This window comes from Bradyrhizobium sp. USDA 4532, from assembly GCF_024171315.1.
Classification (GTDB): domain Bacteria; phylum Pseudomonadota; class Alphaproteobacteria; order Rhizobiales; family Xanthobacteraceae; genus Bradyrhizobium; species Bradyrhizobium australafricanum.
Genome location: NZ_JALJZN010000001.1, coordinates 758,801 through 781,052, shown reverse-complemented (window position 1 = coordinate 781,052; position 22,252 = coordinate 758,801). Strand labels below are relative to the sequence as shown.

The 22,252-nt window shown below is 64.7% G+C and carries 20 protein-coding genes; 5 read left to right on the top strand and 15 right to left on the bottom strand.

Annotated elements, in window-relative coordinates:
* Positions 1-20 precede the first annotated feature (20 nt).
* On the bottom strand, positions 21-416 hold the full coding sequence (locus tag J2R76_RS03710) for a RidA family protein (RefSeq protein ID WP_076831414.1): 396 nt from the start codon (positions 414-416) through the stop codon (positions 21-23).
* Positions 417-662: 246 nt separating this feature from the next.
* Positions 663-1,889, bottom strand: a complete 1,227-nt coding sequence (locus J2R76_RS03705) for a CaiB/BaiF CoA-transferase family protein (RefSeq protein WP_076831417.1) — start codon at positions 1,887-1,889, stop codon at positions 663-665.
* A 284-nt stretch (positions 1,890-2,173) separates the two neighbouring features.
* Here J2R76_RS03705 and J2R76_RS03700 point away from each other — a divergent pair, with 284 nt between their 5' ends.
* A complete protein-coding gene (locus J2R76_RS03700) occupies positions 2,174-2,425 on the top strand; it encodes a hypothetical protein (RefSeq protein ID WP_076831419.1) in 252 nt (83 codons plus the stop codon).
* Here J2R76_RS03700 and J2R76_RS03695 read toward each other — a convergent pair.
* The 5 genes from J2R76_RS03695 to J2R76_RS03675 all read right to left on the bottom strand — a co-directional run bounded on the left by J2R76_RS03695 (position 2,422) and on the right by J2R76_RS03675 (position 9,585).
* On the bottom strand, positions 2,422-3,477 hold the full coding sequence (locus J2R76_RS03695; protein WP_244558918.1) for an amidohydrolase: 1,056 nt from the start codon (positions 3,475-3,477) through the stop codon (positions 2,422-2,424). The two genes, J2R76_RS03700 and J2R76_RS03695, sit on opposite strands and share 4 nt — an antisense overlap.
* Before the next feature lie 97 nt (positions 3,478-3,574).
* Positions 3,575-6,238 carry a nitrate reductase gene (locus J2R76_RS03690; protein WP_253623753.1) on the bottom strand — a complete coding sequence of 888 codons (2,664 nt, stop codon included), beginning with the start codon at positions 6,236-6,238 and terminating at the stop codon, positions 3,575-3,577.
* Positions 6,239-6,249: 11 nt separating this feature from the next.
* Entirely contained in the window at positions 6,250-6,579 is a 330-nt protein-coding gene (nirD, locus tag J2R76_RS03685; RefSeq protein WP_076831426.1) for a nitrite reductase small subunit NirD, read from the bottom strand.
* A complete protein-coding gene (nirB, locus tag J2R76_RS03680; protein ID WP_076831429.1) occupies positions 6,576-9,035 on the bottom strand; it encodes a nitrite reductase large subunit NirB in 2,460 nt (819 codons plus the stop codon). The genes nirD and nirB overlap by 4 nt, the downstream gene beginning before the upstream one ends.
* 190 nt (positions 9,036-9,225) lie before the next feature.
* Positions 9,226-9,585 carry a hypothetical protein gene (locus J2R76_RS03675; protein WP_143271120.1) on the bottom strand — a complete coding sequence of 120 codons (360 nt, stop codon included), beginning with the start codon at positions 9,583-9,585 and terminating at the stop codon, positions 9,226-9,228.
* 81 nt (positions 9,586-9,666) lie between these two features.
* Here J2R76_RS03675 and J2R76_RS03670 point away from each other — a divergent pair, with 81 nt between their 5' ends.
* Both J2R76_RS03670 and J2R76_RS03665 read left to right on the top strand, forming a co-directional pair.
* Positions 9,667-10,926, top strand: coding sequence for an MFS transporter (locus tag J2R76_RS03670; RefSeq protein WP_076831717.1), 1,260 nt, complete (start codon positions 9,667-9,669; stop codon positions 10,924-10,926).
* A gap of 63 nt (positions 10,927-10,989) precedes the next feature.
* Positions 10,990-12,663 (top strand): bifunctional protein-serine/threonine kinase/phosphatase, encoded by a 1,674-nt coding sequence (locus tag J2R76_RS03665; protein ID WP_194295395.1) that lies wholly within the window; start codon positions 10,990-10,992, stop codon positions 12,661-12,663.
* A gap of 162 nt (positions 12,664-12,825) precedes the next feature.
* Here J2R76_RS03665 and J2R76_RS03660 read toward each other — a convergent pair whose 3' ends face one another.
* The 4 genes from J2R76_RS03660 to J2R76_RS03645 all read right to left on the bottom strand — a co-directional run bounded on the left by J2R76_RS03660 (position 12,826) and on the right by J2R76_RS03645 (position 16,443).
* Positions 12,826-13,452, bottom strand: coding sequence for a hypothetical protein (locus tag J2R76_RS03660; protein ID WP_076831437.1), 627 nt, complete (start codon positions 13,450-13,452; stop codon positions 12,826-12,828).
* Entirely contained in the window at positions 13,449-13,991 is a 543-nt protein-coding gene (locus J2R76_RS03655; RefSeq protein WP_076831441.1) for a c-type cytochrome, read from the bottom strand. The genes J2R76_RS03660 and J2R76_RS03655 overlap by 4 nt, the downstream gene beginning before the upstream one ends.
* A 73-nt stretch (positions 13,992-14,064) precedes the next feature.
* Complete coding sequence (locus J2R76_RS03650; RefSeq protein ID WP_233475559.1) at positions 14,065-15,837, bottom strand: PQQ-dependent dehydrogenase, methanol/ethanol family; 1,773 nt, start codon at positions 15,835-15,837, stop codon at positions 14,065-14,067.
* 135 nt (positions 15,838-15,972) lie between these two features.
* A complete protein-coding gene (locus tag J2R76_RS03645; RefSeq protein WP_307720401.1) occupies positions 15,973-16,443 on the bottom strand; it encodes a copper chaperone PCu(A)C in 471 nt (156 codons plus the stop codon).
* Between the two features lie 128 nt (positions 16,444-16,571).
* Between J2R76_RS03645 and J2R76_RS03640 the strand changes: the two genes are divergently transcribed.
* Entirely contained in the window at positions 16,572-17,567 is a 996-nt protein-coding gene (locus J2R76_RS03640) for a phosphotransferase (RefSeq protein WP_076831444.1), read from the top strand.
* A gap of 48 nt (positions 17,568-17,615) precedes the next feature.
* Here the strand turns inward: J2R76_RS03640 and J2R76_RS03635 are convergent, their stop codons facing one another.
* From J2R76_RS03635 to J2R76_RS03625, 3 genes are all read right to left on the bottom strand, one after another.
* Complete coding sequence (locus J2R76_RS03635; protein WP_168857061.1) at positions 17,616-17,798, bottom strand: hypothetical protein; 183 nt, start codon at positions 17,796-17,798, stop codon at positions 17,616-17,618.
* 88 nt (positions 17,799-17,886) lie between these two features.
* Entirely contained in the window at positions 17,887-18,342 is a 456-nt protein-coding gene (locus tag J2R76_RS03630) for a cupin domain-containing protein (RefSeq protein WP_076831446.1), read from the bottom strand.
* Between the two features lie 88 nt (positions 18,343-18,430).
* Positions 18,431-18,988, bottom strand: a complete 558-nt coding sequence (locus J2R76_RS03625; protein WP_076831449.1) for a hypothetical protein — start codon at positions 18,986-18,988, stop codon at positions 18,431-18,433.
* A gap of 620 nt (positions 18,989-19,608) precedes the next feature.
* Between J2R76_RS03625 and J2R76_RS03620 the strand changes: the two genes are divergently transcribed.
* Complete coding sequence (locus tag J2R76_RS03620; protein WP_076831451.1) at positions 19,609-21,447, top strand: caspase family protein; 1,839 nt, start codon at positions 19,609-19,611, stop codon at positions 21,445-21,447.
* A 198-nt stretch (positions 21,448-21,645) separates the two neighbouring features.
* Here the strand turns inward: J2R76_RS03620 and J2R76_RS03615 are convergent, their stop codons facing one another.
* Entirely contained in the window at positions 21,646-22,245 is a 600-nt protein-coding gene (locus J2R76_RS03615; protein WP_229189324.1) for a DUF4384 domain-containing protein, read from the bottom strand.
* Between the last annotated feature and the right edge of the window lie 7 nt (positions 22,246-22,252).

Here is a 22,252-nt window from a genome sequence, read left to right as displayed (position 1 = left end):
GCCGCTGCGGCGCCCTGCCCTTACACCATCGCGATGCAGTCGATCTCGACGTCGAATGACCCGGTCCATTCCGGGATGCAGACGAAGATCCGCGCCGGCGGCTGGTGCGGGAAGTACCTTGCATAGACTGCATTGAAGGTTGTGAAGTGCTTTGCCGAAGTGCAGAACACGTTGCACTTCATCACATTGTCGAGCGTGGCGCCGGCCGCCTCGAGGCATTGCTTGAGCTGCTCCATGACCAGCTCGCTTTGCCGCTCGATCGACGCGCCGGCGGCGAACTCGCCGGTCGCGGGATCGAACGGCGGCAGGCCAGAGACGAACACCATGTTGCCGGCCCGGGTCACCGGCGATGCCGGCGCCTTCCAGCGCTCCAGCCAACTCGAGATCGGTTCGACGCGGACCACTTCCCGTTTCATGATTGGCACCTTCGATGAGGATCGATGGCGCCAACCTAGCAGGCGGATGTCAATGATGCTTCGATGCTGGTCGAAGTGTTGTTGCGGAATGACGACCCTGGTCCCTTCACCCTGGGGAGCGCGCCCTTGCGCGCGTCTCGAAGGGTCGACGGCCACCAGCGGGGCCGTTCATCCTTCGAGGCTCGCAAGAGCTCGCACCTCAGGATGACGGAGAAACTCCACCGCCCGCGGCCTCGAAGTCAGCGCCTACAGAATCCCCTGCGCCTTCAGTCCCTCGACCTTGGCGTCGTCATAGCCGATGGTCGCCAGCACGTCCTTGGTGTCGGCCCCTAACAGCGGCGGGGCGCGGTACTCGGTGATCGGCGTGCCCGAGAAGGTCAGCGCGTTGCGGATCAGCGACAGGTTCGGCTCGAACGGATGGTCGACCTCGACCCGCATGCCGCGCGACTGCACGTGGGGATCGCTGAACACCTGCTCGAAATTGTTGATCGGGCCGGACGGCACGCCGGCCTCCTCGAGCTTCTCCAGCCAGTAGGCCACCGGATGCTTCAGGAACAGCCCGGCGAAGATCGCCATGATCTCCTTGCCGTGCACGACGCGGTCGTTGTTCTTGACGAAGCGCTTGTCGTTCGCGAGCTCGGGCTCGCCGAGCACGGCGCAGGTGCGCTGGAACTGGCCGTCATTGCCGACCACCAGCATCAGCTCGCCATCAGTGCAGCGGAACACGCCGGCCGGCATGCCGCCATTGCCCCAGGTGCCGCGGCGCGGCGGGGTCTTGCCATTGACGAGGTAAATCTGCAGCCAGTGCGACAGCGATGCGATCACCGTGTCGAACAGGCAGACGTCGATGTGCTGCCCTTCCCCGTTGTTGGCGTCGCGATGGTAGAGCGCCGAGAGGATGCCGATCGAGGTGTTCATGCCGGTCATGTAGTCGACGATCGAGGGGCCGACCTTCATCGGGCCCTCGCCCGGCTCGCCGTCGATATGGCCGGTGACGCTCATCAGGCCGCCCATCGCCTGCAGGATCGCATCATAGCCCGCGCGCGGCGCGTAAGGTCCGGTCTGGCCGAAACCCGTCACCGAGCAATAGATGATACCGGGGTTGAGCTGCTTGATGGTCTCGTAGTCGAGACCGTAACGCTTGAGGTCGCCGACCTTGTAGTTCTCCATCATCACGTCGGCCGTCTTGGCGAGCTCGCGGATAATCGCCTGCCCTTCCGGCTTGGCGATGTTGACGGTGACCGACTTCTTGTTGCGGTTGGCGCAGAGGTAGAACGAGTTGTTGTTGTTCTGCTTGCCTTCGGGATCGGTGAGATAGGGCGGGCCGAAGGCGCGGGCATCGTCGCCGCCGCCGGGCCGCTCGATCTTGATCACCTCGGCGCCGAGATCCGCCAGCATCTGGGCCGACAGCGGGCCCGCGAGCACCCGCGTCAGGTCGAGAATCTTGATGCCCGAGAGTGGCAGAGCCGACATGAACCTTCCTCCAAATCTTGCGATATCTTGATTGTGTCGCACCGGGCCGCGTCCTGCCCGTGTCTTGAGCGCGCCAGAGCCTGCCGATACACCATTTTGGTGTCGCGAGCACTGCATTGTCGGCATGTAGCCATCCGCAGACGGCCTATGTACGACGCACCGGGGCAGCCCCGGGGGGAACCAGCTGCGAGAATCGGGCGATTGCCGCCACGCGAAATTGTGAAGATGACCGACACCCATTTGCCTCAGCGTCAGCGGTATTTTGCCGCGACGAGGAGGAAAACATGCGGACGATCACGACGGTCGGGCTGCTGCTGACGCTGCTTGCGGCCGCGATGCCGCCGGTCGGCGCGCGCGGCGGCCACGGCCATGGCGGCGGGCACGCGATGCACGGCATGCACTTGGGCGGCGCCACTGGCGCCGGCAGTTTTGCCGACGACAAGCGCCACGGCAACGACCCCTACACCAAGGCGGCCTCCGACGAAGAGGACCGCCTGCTCAACAGCAAGCTGAAGAGCATCTGCCGCGGCTGCTAGGACGACGTCCAGCGAAGCCGCGCCAGGATCGCGCGGCCCATGATCCAGTCCTTGTCGCTTTCGCTGAGGAACGGAAGCTCCTCGGTGAATTGCGTCACGCGCTGCCGGTAAGTGGCCCGGGCGAATGAGTTGGTTAGATCGGTCCCCCAGTGGCAGCGCTCCGGGCCGTAGGCGTCGAACAGGCGGTGGATGTGCGGGATCACGTCGCGGAATGGATATCGCTCAGTCGAAATCAGCGGGACCGACGACAACTTCACCGATACATTCGCATATTTTGCGAGCGCGGCCGCCTGGACGATAGCCTCCGGCACCATGTTGTTTTCCGATGAGCCGGGACGAGGGCGAAGTCCCGCGCCGACGCCCATGTGATCGATGATGAGCGTAAGTTGCGGGTGCCGCTCGGCGATGCGGGCGAACAGCGACGTCTGCCCCTCAGTGAGAAACATCACCGGCAGGCGGGCCTTCTCCGCCGCCGGCCAGAACCAGTCCGCGGTTCCGTCTGTCAGCCACGCCGCTTCGCCGGGGCCGACGTTCAACCTCACGCCCAGTACGCCGGGCTGGTCGCGCCAAGTCGCAAGCCGTGCCGCGCGGTCGGGCTTGTCGAGGGCGACACGCGCCATGATGGCGAAGCGGCCCGGGTACCGTCTGACTGCCTCCTGGGCATAATCGATGCGCTCACCTTCAAGCGACACTGGCGGAACGATGACAACGCGATCGATGCCAGCCTCGTCCATCAGTGGAATGACACGCTCGATGGTGAAGGGCTCCGGGAGCTGCGGCTTGGCACCGGGGAGCCAGGGTCTCTCCGGAGTGCTTGCCGGCCACAGGTGAACCTGCGAATCGACGATCACTCGTTTTTGCTGCGCGACTGCTACAGTGGCGCGTTGCATTGACAGCGCGACACCGGTCGCGACGGCGCCGGTCAGAAGATGACGGCGTGAAGGCATGTAATGTCCTTCCTGTTCTATGGCTTTGGTCACGACATGATGGTGATCGGCACGGCGCGCCTCAGCAGGGGTAACCGCAAACTGGCTCGCAATATTGAAGATCACATCAGGAAATTGCGGCCGTAGAAATAGGGCTCACGGTCAATTTGCGCCGCAACAATCTTGAATCGCGCATTTCTCGGCTGGGCCCTGGCGCGGCGACCTACGACGCGATCGCCTGCCGCGGCTGCGCGGTGGCGCCGATCAGCTTGCCGATCTCGGGCTTGCAGCCGCCGCAATTGGTGCCGGCCTTCAGACAGCGGCCGATCGCATCGACGCTGTCGGCGCCCTTTTTGATCTCGGCGGTGATCTGGTGCCGTCCGACGCTGAAACAGGAGCAGACGATCGGGCCGACATCCTCGCCCGCGCCGAACGGCCTTCCCGCGAGCAGCGACATCCGCGCATTGGCCGACAATTGCTGCTCGGCGAACAGCCCGGTCAGCCAGGCCCGCGACGGCAGCGCGTGATCGGGCGCGATGAACACGCAGCCCTCGAGCCGGCCGTCGCGCACCGCCGCGTAGCGGAAGCGTCCCGCCGCCGGATCGCGATAGGCGATCCACTCGATCTCGACACCTTCGAGGCCGAGCTGCGCCCTCGCCCAGTCGCGCCAGCTCTCCGGGCGAGTGTCGAGCGCGAGCTCCAGCCGCGTGCAATCGCCGGCCTTGCCATAGACCCAATAGCCGCTTGCCGGACGCCTGATCGCGTCGCGGCTCAGGATGAAGGCGTGCCATTTCGGCGTATAGGGATCGGCCTTGACCGGCGTGTGCTTGGACTCCGGCTGGCCGGACACTGGATCTGTCGCCGGATTGACCAGCGCGTTGACGCGCCCCTCGCCGGCGAACTCCGCGTTCCAGTGCATCGGCACGAACACGCAGCCGCGGCGCTGGTCGGCGCTGACCACGACGCGCGCGATCATCTCGCCCCAGCTGCTGGTCAGCCGCACCAATCCCTCGTTTTGCAGGCCGGCCTGCCGCGCATCCTCCGGGTGAAACTCGGCATAGGGCTCGAACACATGTGCCAGCAGCCGGCCGGTCTTGCCGGTCCGGGTCATGGTGTGCCACTGATCGCGCACACGGCCGGTGTTGAGCACCAGCGGAAAGTCGCGGCTGGTCGCGTGGCGCGCCGCGCGCGGCGCCACCGGCACGAAGCGCGCCTTGCGGTCGGGCGTGAAGAATTGCTGGCTCTCGAACATCCGCGGTGTGCCGGCCGGATGGTCTGACGTCACCGGCCACTGCACCGGCGCCAGCGCGTCATAGGCGGTATCGTCCAGCGCCGCCAGCGCCGAGATGTCGAAATCGCGCCGGCCGCTATTCTCGAAACCCGACAGTTCGGCGTGCTCGCGGAACACCTCGGCCACCGAGGCATAGTCGAAGCCGGAATATCCCATGCGACTGGCGACGTCGCAGATGATGCTCCAGTCGGCGCGCGCCTCGCCCGGCGCTGCGAGAAACGGCCGCTGCCGCGAGATCCGGCGCTCGGAATTGGTGACGGTGCCGTCCTTCTCGCCCCACGCCAGCGCCGGCAGCAGCACGTCGGCATGGCGCGTGGTGTCGGTGTCGCGCATGCAATCCGTCACCACGACGAGCTCGCAGGCGTCGAGCGCGGCGCGCGCGCGATCGGCATCCGGCAGGCTCACCACCGGATTGGTCGAGATGATCCACACCGCCTTGATGCGGCCGTCGGCGATCGCGTCGAACATGTCGACCGCTTTCAGCCCGGCCTTCTCCGCGATCACTGGCGCACGCCAGAACCGCTGCACCAGCTCGCGATGCGCGGGATTCTCGATCTCCATATGCGCGGCGAGCTGGTTGGCGAGCCCGCCGACCTCGCGGCCGCCCATCGCGTTGGGCTGGCCGGTCAGCGAGAACGGCCCCATGCCGGGACGGCCGATGCGTCCAGTCAAGAGATGGCAATTGATGATGGCGTTGACCTTGTCGACGCCGCTCGACGACTGGTTGATGCCTTGCGAATACAGCGTGACGACGCGCTCGGTGCGCGTGAACCAGTCGAAGAACAGCCCGACCGCGCCTTCGGTCAGGCCGCAGGTCGCCGCGGTCTGCGCCACGGTCTGGCCGCCGACCTGCTTCAGCGCGTCGACCACACCCGTCGTGCAATTGCCGACAAAGCCGCGGTCGACCGCGTTGCTGCCGGCGAGAAAGGCGAACAGGCCGTTGAACAGCACGGAATCGCTGCCCGAGCGCAGCGGCAGATGCAGATCGGCGCCCTCGCAGGTCGCGGTGCTGCGCGGATCGATCACCACGATCTTGCAGGCCGGATTCTTCTCCTTCGCCGCCAGCATGCGCTGGTGCAGGATCGGATGGCACCAGGCGGCGTTGGAGCCCACCAGCACGAGTAAGTCCGCCTGCTCGAGATCCTCATAGCAGCCCGGCACGGTGTCGCTGCCGAACGCGCGCTTGTGCCCCGCGACGCTGGAGGCCATGCACAGCCGCGAATTGGTGTCGATATTGGCGGTGCCGACGAAGCCCTTGGCGAGCTTGTTGATGACGTAATAGTCCTCGGTCAGCAGCTGGCCGGAAACATAGAACGCGACCGCGTCGGGCCCGTGCTCGCGTATGATCCTGCTAAAGCCATCGGCGACGCGATCGAGCGCGTCGTCCCATGACGCCGGCGCGCCGTCCACCATCGGCTCGAGCAGACGCCCCTCGAGATCGATGGTCTCGGCGAGCGCCGAGCCCTTGCTGCAGAGCCGGCCGAAATTGGCCGGATGCTGCCTGTCGCCCTCGACGGTGACGGCACCGGCCGCGCCCTTCGACGCGATGACGCCACAGCCGACACCGCAATAGGGACACGTGGTCTTGACGGACATTGCCTGACCGCTCAGCTCACCGCGGCCGGCTGCCGCACCGACAGCCAGACAACGCCGTTCTCGACCTTGGCCGGATGGGTATGGGTGCAGCCTTCGTCGGGCGCGACGGCCTGCCCGCTCGCCAGTTCGATGACGAAGTTATGCAGCGGACAGGTCACGCGCTTGTTGTGCACGATGCCCTGCGACAGCGGCCCGCCCTTGTGCGGGCAGCGGTCGTCGAGCGCGAACACCTCGTCGCTCTCGGTCCGGAACACTGCGATGTTGCCGCCCGGCGTGCGCACCACGCGCGAGCCGAGCCGCGGAATGTCGGTCAATGCGCCGATTTCGATCCACTGAGTCATGCGAGCTCCAATTCGGCGAGAGGCGCGAACTCGTTGCGGTCGACGCCGCGGCTGGCACGCTCGGCCCACGGATCGGTCTGCGCGAACTGCTGCGAATAGGCAAAGCGAGCGAACAGCGCCTTGCGGTTCGCAACGTCGTCGACCACCCGCTTCCTGATCTGCTCGAGACCAACGCGGTCACACCATTTGTACATGCGCTCCAGATACCAGCCCTCCTCGCGGTAGAGCTGGGTCAGCGCCACGATCACCTCGAGGCATTCGTCCTCGGTCTCGACCTTGGTCAGGAACTCGGTGCCCTTGATGTGCAGTCCGGCGGCACCGGCGAAATGGATCTCGTAACCGGAATCGACGCAGACCACGCCGACGTCCTTGCAGGTCGCTTCCGCGCAGTTGCGCGGGCAGCCGGAGACGCCGAGCTTGACCTTGGCCGGCGTCCACGAGCCCCACATGAACTTCTCGAGCTTGACGCCGAGGCCGGTGGAATCCTGGGTGCCGAAGCGACACCATTCGGAGCCGACGCAGGTCTTCACCGTGCGCAGGCCCTTGGCGTAGGCGTGGCCCGACACCATGCCGGCGTCGTTGAGGTCGGCCCACACCGCCGGCAGGTCCTCCTTCTTGACGCCGAGCAGGTCGATGCGCTGGCCGCCGGTGACCTTCACCGTCGGGATGTTGAACTTCTCGGCGACGTCGGCGATCGCGCGCAGCTCGCTCGGCGTCGTGACGCCGCCCCACATCCGCGGCACGACCGAATAGGTGCCGTCCTTCTGGATGTTGGCGTGGACGCGCTCGTTGATGAAGCGCGACTGCTGATCGTCGCGATATTCGCCGGGCCAGGTCGCGAGCAGATAGTAATTCAGCGCCGGACGGCAGGAGTGACAGCCGTTCAGGGTCTTCCACTCCATGAAGCGCATGACCGCGGGAATGGTCTTGAGCTGCTGCTCGACGATCACGCGGCGAACATCGTCGTGGCTGTGATCGGTACATTTGCACAGCGGCTTGACCTTCGGCGCCGCCGAATAGTCGCCGCCGAGCGTGAACGCCAGCACCTGCTCGACAAGGCCGGTGCAGGACCCGCAGGACGACGATGCCTTGGTATGGGCGCGGACGTCGTCGAGCGTGAACAGCTTCTTCTCGCTGATCGCCTTGACGATGGCGCCCTTGCAGACGCCGTTGCAGCCGCAGATCTCGGTCTCGTCGCTCATCGCGGCAACCGAGCTCTGGCCGCTGACGCCGCCATCGCCGAGATTGGCGGCGCCGAACACCAGGCGCTCGCGCATATGCGAGACGTCGGTGCCGTCGCGCAGGTGCTGGAAGTACCAGGGGCCGTCGATGGTGTCGCCATAGAGCACGGCGCCGACGATCTTCTTGTCCTTCAGGATGATGCGCTTGTAGACGCCGCGGTTGGCGTCCTGCAGCACGATCTCCTCCTTGTCCGGCCCCGGCGCGAAGTCGCCGGCCGAGAACAGGTCGATGCCGGTGACCTTCAGCTTGGTCGAGGTGACCGAGCCGTCATAGGTGGCGAAACCCTTCATCGCGAGGTGGTTGGCGCAGACCTTGGCCTGGTCGAACAGCGGCGCGACGAGACCGTAGGTCTGGCGGCGGTGCTGCACGCACTCGCCGACCGCGTAGATGCGGCCGTCATAGGTCTGCATGGTGTCGGAAACGACGATGCCGCGCTCGCAGTAGAGCCCGGCCTTCTTGGCGAGCTCGAAATTCGGACGGATGCCGACCGCCATCACCACCAGATCGGCCGGCAGCTCGGTGCCGTCGCCGAAGCGCACGCCGGTGACGCGGTCCTCGCCCAGGATGGCCTGGGTCTGCGCCGGCATCTTGAACACCATGCCGCGCTCTTCCAGCGACTTGCGCAACAGGCCGCCGGCCACTGGATCGAGCTGACGCTCCATCAGCGTGTCGAGCAGATGCACGACCGTGACGTTCATGCCGCGCTTCATCAGCCCATTGGCGGCCTCGAGGCCCAACAGGCCGCCGCCGATCACCACCGCGTTGCGATAGTCGGTCGAGGCCTTGATCATGCGATCGACGTCGTAGATGTCGCGGAAGCCGATCACGCCTGGCAGTTCCTTGCCCGGCAGCGGCAGCATGATCGGGTTTGAGCCCGTCGCGATCAGCAGGCGGTCATAGGGCACGCGCTCGCCGGCTTCGGTGACGACCTCGCAGGTGCGACGGTCGATCATGGTGATCGTCTCGCCCTTGCGCAGCGTGATGTTGTTGTCCTCGTACCAGTCGACGGTGTTGAGCATGATGTCGTCGACGGTCTTCTCGCCGGCGAGCACCGGCGACAGCAGGATGCGGTTGTAATTGCCGTAGGGCTCGGAGCCGAACACCGTGATGTCGTAGAGATCGGGCGCGCGCTCCAGCAGCGCCTCGACCGTCCGGATGCCGGCCATCCCGTTGCCGATCACCACGAGCTTCTGCTTGGTCACTTTGTCGAGCATGGTCTGCCTTTCAATTCCGACGGCGCTGCGCAGCGACGCGGCGTGCGTCGTTGATGGGCACCGATAAAGGTTTGGAGTTGTAGGAAGCCCAGCCGCGGGCGCAGACCGTCTTCGATGACGACCGATGTTCCGTTGTTGATTGATATTCAAAACGCGTGCCAACTCGCGGCGGGCAAATCCGGCCGCAAAATCAAGAGGTTTCCGGCCGATCAAAATCCACCGGTCCGCGCGCCGCGCCGACAGCCGGCCGAAATTTTAGCCACGCCGATGATCTCTTGTGCACAGCATCGCCGGCCGCGATGGCGATCGCGAAATCGCATTTGATGCGCGATCGCACGGACTTGGCGCATCGCACAAAAAAACACCAGCGTGCGCGTTTGCGCGGCGGCACTTGCCGCAAGCCATGCCACGCGCGGCGGCGGAACGCTGTTCGCGATTGCGCGGCAACGTCTTGCGACTGCACGGCAAAGCGACGGACGTGATCGATGGCACGGTAATTGCTGACCGCAGCTGTTGACGGAGTGCGTCTCAACGACGAGCGCACTCCCATTCACCAACATTCCATTTGTCTGCGCCTGAGATGGCCGCGCTTTCGCGGCTGCCTCCGCCGCATCAACGCGAGATGCTTGCGATGAAGCTAGCCGAGTTCAAGAAGGCAGGTCACTGGCCGACACTGCTTGCCGCGTTCCTGTACTTCGACATCAGTTTCATGGCGTGGGTCGCGCTCGGACCGCTGATCGTCTACATCGCGCGAGACATGAATCTGGCCGTGAACGAGAAGTTCACCCTGGTCGCCATTCCCGTGCTGGCCGGCGCGCTGCTGCGCGTGCCGATGGGCATTCTCGCCGACATCATCGGCGCCAAGCGTACCGGCATCATCGCCCAGCTCGTCGTGATCGCCGCGACTGCTGCGGTGTGGCACTTCGGGCTGACCAGCAAGCTCGCGATCGAGCTGTTCGGGCTTGCGCTCGGCGTCGGCGGCGCCTCGTTCGCCGTCGCCCTGCCCCAGGCGAGCCGCTGGTATCCGCCGCAATATCAGGGCGTGGTGATGGGGATTGCCGGTGCCGGCAATATGGGCGTCGTGCTCGACACACTGCTCGCGCCGACCATTGCCGAGCATTGGGGCTGGCAGGCCGTGTTCGGCTGCCTGCTTATTCCGATGCTGATGGTGCTCGCCTATTACGCGGTCGCAGCCAAGGACGCGCCGGGCGAGCGCAAGAAGGTCTCGCTGCAGGCCTACGGCGCACTGCTGAAGGATTCCGACAGCCGCTGGTTCATGTTCTTCTACTTCATCACCTTCGGCGGCTTCGTCGGCCTCGCCAACGCGCTGCCGCTCTATTTCACCGTGCAGTATCATGTCTCCGGCGTCGCGGCGGGCATGCTGGTCGCGCTGATCGTCGCGTTCGGCTCGGGATTCCGTCCCGTCGGCGGCATGATCGCCGACCGGATCGGCGGCATCCGTTCGCTGTCGATCCTGTTCGGTGTCGTGGTCGCGGCCTATCTCGTCATTGCCTTCATGCCGGAGGGCCCGACGGCGCCGACGCAGGCCGGCTGGGCGTTGACGGAACTGCCGCGCATCGCCTGGATCTCGGTGCTGCTGTTCTCGATCGGCGTGCTGGCGCTCGGCATGGGCAACGGCGCGGTGTTCCAGCTAATCCCGCTGCGCTTCCGTCACGAGATCGGCCTGATGACCGGGCTGGTTGGCTGCGCCGGCGGCGTGGGCGGCTTCTTCCTCGCCCAGACGCTCGGCGCCGCCAAGGGCATGACCGGCGGCTTCGGCGCCGGCTTCCTGTTCTTCGGCGGGCTGGCGTTGCTTGGCTTCATCGGACTTGCCATGGTCAAGGTTCGCTGGCGCACCACTTGGGGCGCGGTATCGGGAGCGCGCGTCTGAGGACTCCGCTCCGCAACGTGACGGGGCCCGGACGTGGCGAACGGTTCGCAACGGGACTTGGGGGTGCGCGTCGGCTTTGCCAGCGAGACCGGCAAGCGCGCCGCCAATGAGGATTATGTCGCGGCCTGCTTAGGCCAGCCGGGCACGCTGCATCGCGATGTGGTCGCCGCGGTCGCCGACGGCGTCGGCGGCCACAAGGGCGGGCGCGAGGCCGCGGAGGTTGCGGTCCGCAGCTTCATCGACGCCTATTATTCGTTGCCCGAGACGCTCGGTGTCCGCCGCCGCGCCGCGCGGGCGCTGGAAGCCGCCAACAGCTGGATCTACGGCCAGGGCCGCGTCGATGCCGCGCGCAGCGGCATGGCCTGCGCGTTCTCCTCGATCATCCTGTCACGGCGACAATGCCATGTGATCCATATCGGCGACACCCGTGCCTATCGCCTGAGCGACGGCCGCCTGGAACGCCTGACGCAGGACCATATCGCCGGCCGCGGTGACCTCGCCCACATGCTGAGCCGCGCCATCGGTTTCGAGGAGTTCGCCCGCTTCGACTACACGTCCCTCGGGCTCCGGCAACATGATCGCCTGCTGATCTGCAGCGACGGGGTTCACGGCGCGCTCGGCGATTTGCGCCTCCAGCAATTGCTGGAGGAACGCACGCCGCCTGACGAGTCCGCGCGCAGCATCGTCGACGCCGCCCTCGCGGCCGGCAGCAGCGACAACACGACCGCACTGGTGCTCGACGTCGTCGACCTGCCGCCGGCGGACCGCGACGATCTCACCCACGCGATCGCGACGCTGCCGATCCTCGATTTGCCGGTGACCGGCGATACGATCGACGATTTCAGCCTCGGCGACGTCTTGTCCGACGGGCGCTACAGCCGCCTGTTCAAGGCGATCGACAAGCGCGCCGGCCGCGAAGTGGTGCTGAAGTTTCCACATCCGCGGGTCGCGAGCGAAGGCTCCTACCGCCTCGCCTTCGTGCGCGAGGCCTGGGTCGCCGCGCGTGTGCGCAGCCTCTGGATCGGCGAAATCATCGAGGTGCCGGCGGAGCGGCAGACCAGGCTCTATTCGGCGATGCCGCTCTACGAGGGCGAAACACTGGAGCAGCGGCTTGGCCGCGCGCCGCGGCTGTCGCTCACCGACGGCATCGCGATCGCAACCAAGCTGGTGCGCGCGGTCACCGCGCTGCACCGCGCGGGCATCATCCATCGCGACATCAAGCCGGACAACGTGATCTTGCTGAAGGACGGCGGGTTGCGCCTTGTCGACCTCGGCGTCGCGCGGGTGCCGCTGCTGGAGGATTTTCCCGCCGAGGACATTCCGGGCACCGCGAGCTACATGGCGCCCGAACTGTTCGGCGGCAAGGCCGGTGACGAGGCCTCCGACCTGTTCGCGCTCGGCGTCACGGTCTATCGCATGTTCACCGCGAACTATCCGTTCGGCGAGATCGAACCGTTCTCGCGGCCTCGCTTCGGCAAGCCGGCGCCGCTATCGCGCTACCGGCCGGACCTGCCGGCCTGGCTCGACGCGGTGATCGGCAAGGCGCTCAGCGTCGACCCCGCGCAACGTTTTGGCGACGCCATCGAGTTCGCGCACGAACTGGAAAACGGCGCGACCTGGGCCGGCCCCGCCGTCACCACCCGCAAATCGCTGCACGACCGCGATCCCGTGACCTTCTGGAAGGTGCTATGCGCGATCCTGGCCCTGATCGTCGTGGTGCTGCTGGCGCGGCATTAGACTAGCTCCGTCATGCCCGGCCTTGTGCCGGGCATCCACGTCTTCGCTGCAATCGCGTAAGAAAAGACGTGGATGGCCGGGACAAGCCCGGCCATGACGAAAAGAAAGAGAGTCATTTTAGATCAGTTAGGCAGCTGAAATTTGGCTATTTCAGTTTGCAGCTCAGGGCCCGGCGCGGCGGATCGTGATGCGGGTCTCGTCGGTCATGTCCTTGAGCTCCTTGTTCGGCTCGCGGTAGAGATGGCGCTCGATCTCGACCTTGCGGCCGTCGATCGTCTTGGTGCATTTCTCGTCGACAAATACGCCGCCGACCTCCTGCTTGTCGGCGCCCGGCTGTGCCTTGGAACAGGTCCAGCCGTCCTCGCCATAGCGCGACCTCGCCTGCAGGCCGAGCAGGAAGGCCTTCTTGCGCAGATAGAGCCGCGCCTTCGGATCGGTCTCGATCATCAGCGCCGCGATCTTGGCGTCCTTGTCGATCATGACGGTGAGGATCGCGGGATGGCCGCCGACCATGGTGCCTTCCCGCCCACTCTCGCGATCGTACTCGAAGCGGATGCCGCGCAGCTGGTCCGGTCCGGCCTGGCAAGCCTGCCATTGCGCCCAGTCAGCCAATCTGTGGGTCTTCTCGCCGACGCAAGTCAGGTTGATGTAGCCCGCGTCCGGCACGCTGCTGATCGCCATTCCGACGCTGATGTCGCGCAGGTCTCCCGCGGTCGCCATCGCCGGCACCGCTGCCGTGACGGTGACAGCGAAGACCAAGCCACGGATTGCCGATCTTTGCTTGCTCATGGCTTTGCCTTCTCGCTCTGGCCGGACGGCGCGGCGGCGTGGCCGGCCTCCTTGTAGACGTTGCAGACCCGCGAGCCATCGCCGAAGAACGCGATGCATTCATCGTAGGTCGGCTCGCCCTTGCCCTTGACGCGGGCAAGCACGTAATCGGCGACGGCTTCGATTTCGTTCGGCCGCAGGAACACATTCGCTTCGGGCGGCATGCGGTCCGCGACGTCCTGCCGGGTCATCTCGTAGCATTTCGTGGTGTCGTAGGAGCCGCGCACGAAGAACGGCATGCCGGTGCCCGGCCGGCCGCACGTCACGGTCTCGATGATCTGCTCGCGGGTCAGCTCGGTCTTGCGCAGCGACAGCGCGTCGCCGCCATAGCCGCCGCCGCCATTGCCGTGCCATTTGTGGCAGCCGACGCAATTGCCGCGCTTGAACACCGCCTTGCCCGCATCGGTCGGATCGCTCGCCGACTGCGGTTGCGCGGTACCGATAAATCCCATCACCAGCGCGCAGCCGAGCCACGCGCCAACCAGCGATATTTTTTTCATTCGTCTTGTTTCTTGTCTTTCTCGGCCAAATCGACGCGGGAGGCCTCGGTGAGAGGCCTCCCGCGCTGCGACGTCAAAGGGCGAACACGTAGAGCATCGAGCCTGGCTGCATCCGCTTCAGCTCAGGCGTGGCATCGATGAACCACTTGTCCCAGGCACCGCCGAGGCCGACCAGGATCGCGACATACTGCTTGCCGTCCACCGAGAACGTCATCGGAGGCGCATTGACGCCGCCGCCGGTGTTGAACTGCCAGAGCTGCTGCAGCGATTTCGCGTCATAGGCGATCACCTCGCCGGACGGCTGTCCGGAGAACACGAGGTCGGGCGTCGCCAGGATGCCGCCGAGGTTCGGGAATTCGGTCTCCGCCTTCCCTGCCACCTTGCCGGTGGTGACGTCGATTGCGGTGACGCTGCCGGTGATCTTGACCGGCTGGCTCGGTCCGCCGCCCGTGAAGAACTCGCGCTTCTTCAACTTGTCCGGCGTCGTCTCCTCGACCGTAATCCGGTTGCAGCTCTCGATCACCGGGATGTACCAGAGCTTCAGGTTCGGATTATACGCGGTCGGCGGCCAGTTCTTGCCGCCCATGTTGCCGGGGCAGATGTCCGTCACCTTGTTGGTGCGGCTTGGCGTCACCGCAGCGTTGTAGCGCTGCACGCCCTGCTTCGGATCATACTCCACCGGCTTGCCGGATTCGGGGTCGAGACCCTTGGTCCAGGTCACCTTCTTGACAAACGGCAGACCCCAGATGAACTTGCCGCTGTTGCGGTCGATCGCATAGGCAAAGCCGTTGCGGTCGGCCTCGAGCGCGAGCTTCTGCGTCGTGTTGTTCGGACCGGGGACGTCGACCAGCACGTTCTCCGCCACGCTGTCATAATCGTAGGGATCGTTCGGCGTGTGCTGGTAGTGCCACTTGATCTTGCCGGTGTCGGCATCGAGACCAAGCGAGGAGTCGGTGTAGAGGTTGTCGCCGGGCCGATACTCGTTGTCCCAGTCCGGTCCGGGATTGCCGACGCCCCAGACGATGGTGTTGGTCGAGGGGTCGAAGCTGCCGGTGACCCAGGTCGATCCGCCGCCGCTCGCCTTGGCGTCCTTGTCGTCCTTCCAGGTCTCGTGACCCGCCTCGTCCTTGCCCGGGATCGTGTGGGTGCGCCACACTTCCTTCTGGCTCTTCAGGTCGGTCGCCGCGATCCAGCCGCGAATGCCGTATTCGGCGCCGGCCACGCCCGTGATCGCCATGTCCTTGACGATCAGCGGTGCGCCGGTGATCACCTCGCCCTTGTCGGGATCGGCGACCTGGCGCTGCCAGGCGACCTGCCCGGTCTCCTTGTTGGTCGCGATCAGGCGGCCATCGAGCGTGTGCGAGACGACGAGGTTGCCCCACAATGCGACGCCGCGGTTGTCGACGCCGCAGCAGGCGACTGCGCCGGCCCAGTCATGGTCGGTCTTCGGATCCATCTTCCAGAGCAGCACGCCTTTGCCGCCATGCGCATCGATCTTGTAGACCGAACCCCAGCCGTCGGTGACGTACATGAAGCCGTTCTCGACGATCGGCGTCCCCTCCAAGCCGCCATGCGACCAGATTCCGCCGCCCTCGACGCCGCCGAGATGCATGGTCCAGGCGACCTTGAGGTTCTTGACGTTGTCCTTGTTGATATCGGCCAGCGACGAGAAGCGCGTCGCCGAATAGTTCTTGTGGTGGTGCAGCCAGTTGCCTGCTTCCTTGTCAGCATTGAGCAGACGGTCCTGGCCGACATCGTCGGCGAGCGCGAAAGAGCTTGCGAAGGTCGCTGCGGATGCTACTGCCGCGGCGAGCATATGTGACTTTACCCAATTCAACCTTGTCATGAGTTCATTTCCTCCGGATCTAGCATTCTTCATTGATCGAACCGCCCGTCACACACGGGCGATCACGCGAGAAGCCTTGAGTCCCGGCGCATGGCTGTGCACCACCCGCCGTCTTGTTGAGTCACTTGTGTGAGGTCACTTCTGGACCTGTACCTCCGTCTCGATGGTGCCTGCTTTCTGAAAAACGATCGCGCATTTGAAGGTCTCGCCCGGCGTGAGCGCCTGACGCATCTGCAGCAGCATGACGTGATAACCGTCACGCTTCAGCTCGAGCATCGCCTTTGCCGGCACTGGTATATTGGATATCGAGCGCATCGCCGGTGCGCCTTCGCCGCGATCCACAGTATGACGCTCGGAAAAATTCGCAACCGGGCAGCGGACACGAAGCAGCGCATCGGCGCTGTCGGCCTCGTTCTTGATCGTCATCGTCAAGGGAAGGTCCCCGCCCGCTTTGTCGACCGCCGGCACGCGCGCGTCCACAATCTGCAAGGACTCGTTCGCGGCGGCGTTATGCATCACTCCGAACGTGCTGATCAGGCAGAATAATGGCAACGCGATCCATGATCGGCACGCAACGGCGCAATGCAACTCCCGCTCGAACGACATCAAGTTCTCTCCCAACATGATTTTTGCAGCATTGTTTCATGCTTCGTCGTGCGCTGCCAGCAATAGATCGCGAACGCTGCATCAACGCGATTTTGGGCACGCATAGCGGCCATGCTAACTTCCTGCGCATGAGTGCTCTCGATAAACTTCCGCCGGCACAGCGCGACGCAGCACATGCCGCACTGCGTCAGGTGATCGGCACCGCAGCGATCGAGGCCGTCACATCGGTCTCGGGCGGCGCAACGTCGGCGCAATTGTTCCGGATCGATGCAGGCGGCGAGAATTATTTGCTCCGAATCGAAGGAATGCCGAGCCCGCTGCGCAATCCGTTTCAGTATGTGTCGCTCAGGATCGCCGCCGAGGCCGGCATCGCGCCGCGACTCCATTATGTCGACGAGGCCTCGCGCGTCGCGGTGATGGATTTTGTGCAGCGGCAGCCGCTCGGCCGCTATCCCGGCGGCCTGCCGGCGCTGGCGAAGGCGCTCGGCGAATTGCTGGCGCGCCTGCAGGCGACGCCGACCTTTCCCGCTTTCGTGCGCTACCCCGACATCGTGGCCCGGCTCTGGGCCCATGTCGGCCGCACCGGCCTGTTCGCGCCCGGCGTGCTTGACCGTTGCAACGCGCATCTCGCGCGCATCCGCGCGGCCTATGCCTGGGATGAGGTCAACTCGGTGTCGAGCCACAACGACTCGCTCCCCGCCAACATCCTGTTCGACGGCAACAGGCTCTGGATGATCGACTGGGAATCCGCCTATCGCACCGATCCGCTGGTCGACCTCGCGATTGTCGGCGACAGCTTGGCGCGGACGCCGGAGCTGGAAAGCATTTTGCATCGTGCCTGGCTCGGCCGCCGGCTCGACGAGGCGCGGCGCGCACGGCTCGCACATGTCCGCGCGCTCACCCGGCTCTACTACGCCGGCGTGCTGCTCAGCGCATCGGCGACGGCGCCGCGCACCGTACCCGATACGAGCCTTGCGGCACCGACGCTTGCCGAGCTCTCAGAGGCCACACGCGCCGGCCGGCTCAAGGCCGGCACGCCGGCGGCCAAGCATGTGCTGGGCAAGATGTTCGTCGCCGCGTTCCTGACCGAAATCGCGACGCCCGGCTTCGATCTTTCGGTCTGACGTTCACCCCGGCGGATCGAACGTCGACGGAAAGAACTGCGGCGCAGCTCACTGCGGCACCGGGTGCAGCCTTGCGAGCTGGTCGAGCGACAATTCGGCCTCGCGATCGCTCAGGGGAAAACGCACGATCACGTCCTGACGCGCCAGCTGGCCCCACAGCGCATCCGACGACCATTTCTGCGGCTCGGGTCCGCGCGGACCGTCGACCCAGATGAAATACCATTCCGCCATGGACGCGACCAAAGCTCCTCGCCGGAACATTGGTCCTTCGCCGGCCAATCCGCAACGCCCGATTTCGTGCGCGGCGCGACAGGTGGGGCTATTCGTACGGCGTGCCGTCCTTGTGCAGGAAGCGGCCGTCGGAGCTCGGGCTCATCATGTCGATGTCGGAGCAGGTGATAACGTCGGCGCGCGAGCGCGAGCCGACCTCGAGATAGGTCGCCGTCATCTGCGACCTGTTGATCAGATGATGCCCGTTGCCGGAGTTCTTCGGAAACGCCGCGCAATCGCCGGCCCGCAGCACCATCTCGCCGCCGTCTTCCACCAGTACCACTTCGCCTGCGAGCACATAGACGAACTCGTCCTCATCCGAATGCCAGTGGCGCTGGCTCGACCAGTTGCCGGGCGGCAGCCGCATCAGGTTGACGCCGAAGTCGGCGAGCCCGCCGGCATCACCTAGACGCTGTCGCACCCGCTCGGCGCACGGCGCGGCGAACTCCGCCGGATAGCCGGTCCCCTTGCGCTCCGGGACGTTTGCAAGGTCGACCTTGGGCATGGCGTCTCTCCGGCGGTTGGCGGGCGAACGAGCGATCGGGCCGACTGCAATTGGTTTCATGGAAGGCGGCAGCGAGGAGGTTCCGCGGTCAGCCGCCAAATCGCTTCACCAGTTTTGAACCTTTGGCCGTGCTTATCTGCTGACCGGTCAAATCGCTTCCCACGCTCAATCCCTTCGTCATCAAGTTGCTGCGCAGGGCGGCCTGCTTCTCATCGGCGTAATCTACGTCGACGTGGTCGAGACTCATCAAATGCCCAAGTTCATGGGCCCACGCGCGTCCGTTGGCAAAGTCATTGCCATACCATTGGACAAAGCTTGCCGGCTCGGGATCGCTATGAAGATACGAGCCGCCACCAGCCGAGAGATTGACTATCGGATTGACGAGATAGATGTGGACCGCATTGTCGGGAGCATGCCGGAAACTGAGAACATCCAGCACGCGCTGATCATTGTTGCGCGCGCTCTTCGCCATATCGAGCGGCTTATCTTCCACGTAATCATTGATCACGAACGCGATCTTGGCCCTCGCCCAGATCTTATTGACTACATCCAGTGCCTTTTTGGCGGTCTCGCCAGTCCATTTTTGCGGCTCGGCGACACCTTTCTCGGCAAATGGCGTAATGTAGATTTTCAGCGGAATAGACATGTGCGTCTCCAGAGATTTCGACGACACCTGCGGTGGGCGTCCACACGTCGACGTCCGGATCCCGAGGACGCAGATTTCGATTCTTCGGGACTCGCACGTCTCAGCTCGAACGGATCGGCGTTGCTTCCAGATAGACGCAGTTCGCGCTCCTATGGAAGAGGCCCGAGGCTGCGACAAACGGCCGAGACGAACGGGCTGAACCTTGTCGACGCCACCGAGACTAACAACGCGGCCGTCACACGCTGACGATCTGGCACGAGAATCGCTTGAGCATGCGAGTTCAATTCCGAGATCACTATCGAGAGATGGAACTTCGCTTGGCGAAGCCCAGGCGGATGCCGGCGCTGCCAGCCATTCCGACGCCAAAGATAAAAAGCAGCTATTTCAATATCTTACAGGTCGATTGACATTTGTTCGGCCGTGCACCACCGGCCCTACACGCTTCGGTGTATCCTTGAACAATCTCGCTGCCCCGAACGACAACATCAGGAATGGATTGGACTCAAGTTTGTTCTCTACGGAGGTATGCCGGCGCCCGTAACGCTTGACGCAGTGGAGTTTGCGCGCGGCCACCTTCGATAAAGCTGCCGTTGTTTCGAGCCGATTTTTGGACGTTCGCCATGCGCTACACGCTCCTCCGAGTTCTTGTTGTTCTTGCTGCTTCGGTTCTCCTGGCGTCTCAGCCAGCCTGGGCAACGAAGCGAGTGGCTTTGGTGGTCGGCAATTCGAACTATCAAAATGCGCCACTACTTCCGAATCCTGCCAATGATGCCACCGCTATCGCCGCGACCTTGAAGGGCGCCGGGTTCGATTTGGTGGAGTCTCGGCTGAACCTGACCTCGAGCGACATGCGGCGGGCACTGAGGGATTTCGCCGATCAAGCCCGCGATGCGGACATCGCCATCGTCTACTATGCAGGTCACGGAATCGAGATCGACGGGACGAATTATCTGATTCCGACGGATGCAAGGCTTGAACGCGACACTGATATCTATGACGAGGCTTTCTCGCTCGATCGCGTCCTGCTGGCCATCGAGCCCGCCAAGCAGCTCCGCGTCGTGATCGTTGATGCCTGCCGCAACAATCCATTCGCCGACACCATGAAACGAACCGTCGCTTCGCGCGCGATCAGCCGTGGGCTCGCTCGGGTAGAACCCGCCGTATCCAATACGCTGATCGCGTTTGCGGCGAAGGCCGGACTGACCGCGCTCGACGGCAACAGCACGAACAGTCCCTACGCGACAGCGCTGGTGAAATATATCGCAAAGCCTGGACTGGACCTGCGCAGGGCTTTCGGCTTCGTCCGCGATGATGTCTTGCAAGCGACCGGCAACCGACAGGAGCCATATGTTTACGGCTCACTGGGCGGTGAGGACGTTGCCCTCGTGCCAAAGGCAGAAGAGCCGGCGCCGCCGCCGGCTAACGCCTCGTCGGAGATTCGTCGCGACTACGAATTGGCCCTGCAACTGGGTAACAAGGCCGCTATGAGCGCGTTCCTCGCCCAGCACCCCGACGGCTATTACTCAAATCTGGCCAAGCTTCAGCTCAATCAGATCGACGCGGAGGACGCGCGCGTTACCGCCACCCGGAAAGCGCAGGAAGCAGAGCAGCAGAAGGCTCGGCTTGCGTCCGAAGGTGCCCAGCGAGCGGAGCAGGAAAAGGCGGCCGCAGAATTCAAGGCCGCGGAGGATGCCCGTATCGCGGCAGAAAGAACAAAGCAGGCGGCGCAGGACCAAGCTGCCGAGGCTGAACGGAAGCGGACCGCATCCCAAACCTCAACGGTCGCCATGCTTTCCGCGAACGGACCTGTGCCCGACAGCGCCAAGACGGACAATTCTGCACCCGCAGCCCCTTCCCAGAATAGCGAGGGCGCGAAAGTGGCCGTCTTGAACACGGCGCCGCCGCTGGAGGATCTTGCCAAATCGGTGCAGAGCGAGTTGAGCCGGGTTGGCTGTTTCACAGGCTCCATCGACGGTGAGTGGAACGCGGCCTCGCGTCGCTCCCTGACCCTGTTCAACCGGCACGCCGGAACCAAATTTGACGCCAAGCTTGCAAGCCTCGATGCGCTCGATGCGATCAAGCTGAAGCCGGCCCGGGTTTGCCCGCTGATCTGCGAACACGGCTACAAAGCCGACGGCGACCAGTGCCGCAAGATCACCTGCGCCGAAGGCTCGTTCCTGAACGAGGACAACGAATGCGAGAAGCGGCGCGGGAAAAAGCCGGTGGCGAAGCGCAACACGGATGAGCGCCCGTCGCGCGCCGATCGTCCGGTCCGCGAGAGGCCCGAGCCGCAAGCCGACACTCCCCGACGACAGGCGACTGCGAGACCCTCGGGTGGCAGCGGCCAGATCGTGTGTGATGCTTATCTATGCCGCCCGGTCCGTCGCGGATGTCATCTCGATTACCGTGGCGGCGGAGGTCCCGGCGGCGGTACCGGCAATGTTGAGGTCTGCAACTAGGACGGCCACGGCGGCGCGCTCGAGATCGGGCCGCCGTCTCCTCCGCAATCGGTCATGCCCGGGGGCAACGGAGCCAAACCGCAGGGCCCTGCATGCAAGAAGCCGAACAGCAGCCTCCGCCACAAGGATATTCACCACATGATCGCGCGCGACGGCCTCCTCAACCGCCCGAGTAGCCGGAGCAACGCGATCGCTTACCTACTTGATGGAGTATGATTTGATGTCGAACGACCAATTGTTCGGCAACAGTCTTCCGCCGCCGCTGTCCGGTATCCGCAGCTGACTGGTCCAATCCGACAGATAGCTCAACGTGTCGGCCGGCCCCTGAAGCTTGCGCTGAATGTCCGGCAGATCGAGCAATTGCACGCGTCGCTCGCTCAGGATCGCAACGATGACGGCGGACCCGGCCGGCGGCGCGACGACATATTCAAATCCACGTTGCTGTGCCGCCGGGGTCGGAACGATGAATTGGACGCCAGGCTTGACAAGATTCATGTCGGGTCCGACCGACTGCGCCAATAGCTCGGCAGTCGGGAAGATCTGGGACATCCGCCCGTCCGCATCAACATCCACCAGCATCAGATAGCCCGGCTTCCTGGCGGTTACGCCGAATGACACCTTGCCGCCAATGTTGACGGTTGGACCCGGCAGGATTTCAAGCGCCACGCCGGCGGCATTTGCCGGGCCGCGCGGGGCCTGTACGCGCCAGAGCAACGGAGCATTCGTCGCACCTGCCGATGGAGCGGCCGATGGCGGCGGCGTCGCCCACGCGGCCCCGCCTCCTGCCAGCAGCAGCACGATCGCG

What these genes read in the sequence shown, in the direction of transcription:
- J2R76_RS03710 (WP_076831414.1), bottom strand. Translation starts at nt 416, where the DNA reads ATGAAACGGGAAGTGGTCCGCGTCGAACCGATCTCGAGTTGGCTGGAG.
- J2R76_RS03705 (WP_076831417.1), bottom strand. Translation starts at nt 1,889, where the DNA reads ATGTCGGCTCTGCCACTCTCGGGCATCAAGATTCTCGACCTGACGCGG.
- J2R76_RS03700 (WP_076831419.1), top strand. Translation starts at nt 2,174, where the DNA reads ATGCGGACGATCACGACGGTCGGGCTGCTGCTGACGCTGCTTGCGGCC.
- J2R76_RS03690 (WP_253623753.1), bottom strand. Translation starts at nt 6,238, where the DNA reads ATGTCCGTCAAGACCACGTGTCCCTATTGCGGTGTCGGCTGTGGCGTC.
- nirD (WP_076831426.1), bottom strand. Translation starts at nt 6,579, where the DNA reads ATGACTCAGTGGATCGAAATCGGCGCATTGACCGACATTCCGCGGCTC.
- nirB (WP_076831429.1), bottom strand. Translation starts at nt 9,035, where the DNA reads ATGCTCGACAAAGTGACCAAGCAGAAGCTCGTGGTGATCGGCAACGGG.
- J2R76_RS03675 (WP_143271120.1), bottom strand. Translation starts at nt 9,585, where the DNA reads ATGGGAGTGCGCTCGTCGTTGAGACGCACTCCGTCAACAGCTGCGGTC.
- J2R76_RS03670 (WP_076831717.1), top strand. Translation starts at nt 9,667, where the DNA reads ATGAAGCTAGCCGAGTTCAAGAAGGCAGGTCACTGGCCGACACTGCTT.
- J2R76_RS03660 (WP_076831437.1), bottom strand. Translation starts at nt 13,452, where the DNA reads ATGAGCAAGCAAAGATCGGCAATCCGTGGCTTGGTCTTCGCTGTCACC.
- J2R76_RS03655 (WP_076831441.1), bottom strand. Translation starts at nt 13,991, where the DNA reads ATGAAAAAAATATCGCTGGTTGGCGCGTGGCTCGGCTGCGCGCTGGTG.
- J2R76_RS03650 (WP_233475559.1), bottom strand. Translation starts at nt 15,837, where the DNA reads ATGACAAGGTTGAATTGGGTAAAGTCACATATGCTCGCCGCGGCAGTA.
- J2R76_RS03645 (WP_307720401.1), bottom strand. Translation starts at nt 16,443, where the DNA reads ATGTCGTTCGAGCGGGAGTTGCATTGCGCCGTTGCGTGCCGATCATGG.
- J2R76_RS03640 (WP_076831444.1), top strand. Translation starts at nt 16,572, where the DNA reads ATGAGTGCTCTCGATAAACTTCCGCCGGCACAGCGCGACGCAGCACAT.
- J2R76_RS03635 (WP_168857061.1), bottom strand. Translation starts at nt 17,798, where the DNA reads ATGGCGGAATGGTATTTCATCTGGGTCGACGGTCCGCGCGGACCCGAG.
- J2R76_RS03630 (WP_076831446.1), bottom strand. Translation starts at nt 18,342, where the DNA reads ATGCCCAAGGTCGACCTTGCAAACGTCCCGGAGCGCAAGGGGACCGGC.
- J2R76_RS03625 (WP_076831449.1), bottom strand. Translation starts at nt 18,988, where the DNA reads ATGTCTATTCCGCTGAAAATCTACATTACGCCATTTGCCGAGAAAGGT.
- J2R76_RS03620 (WP_076831451.1), top strand. Translation starts at nt 19,609, where the DNA reads ATGCGCTACACGCTCCTCCGAGTTCTTGTTGTTCTTGCTGCTTCGGTT.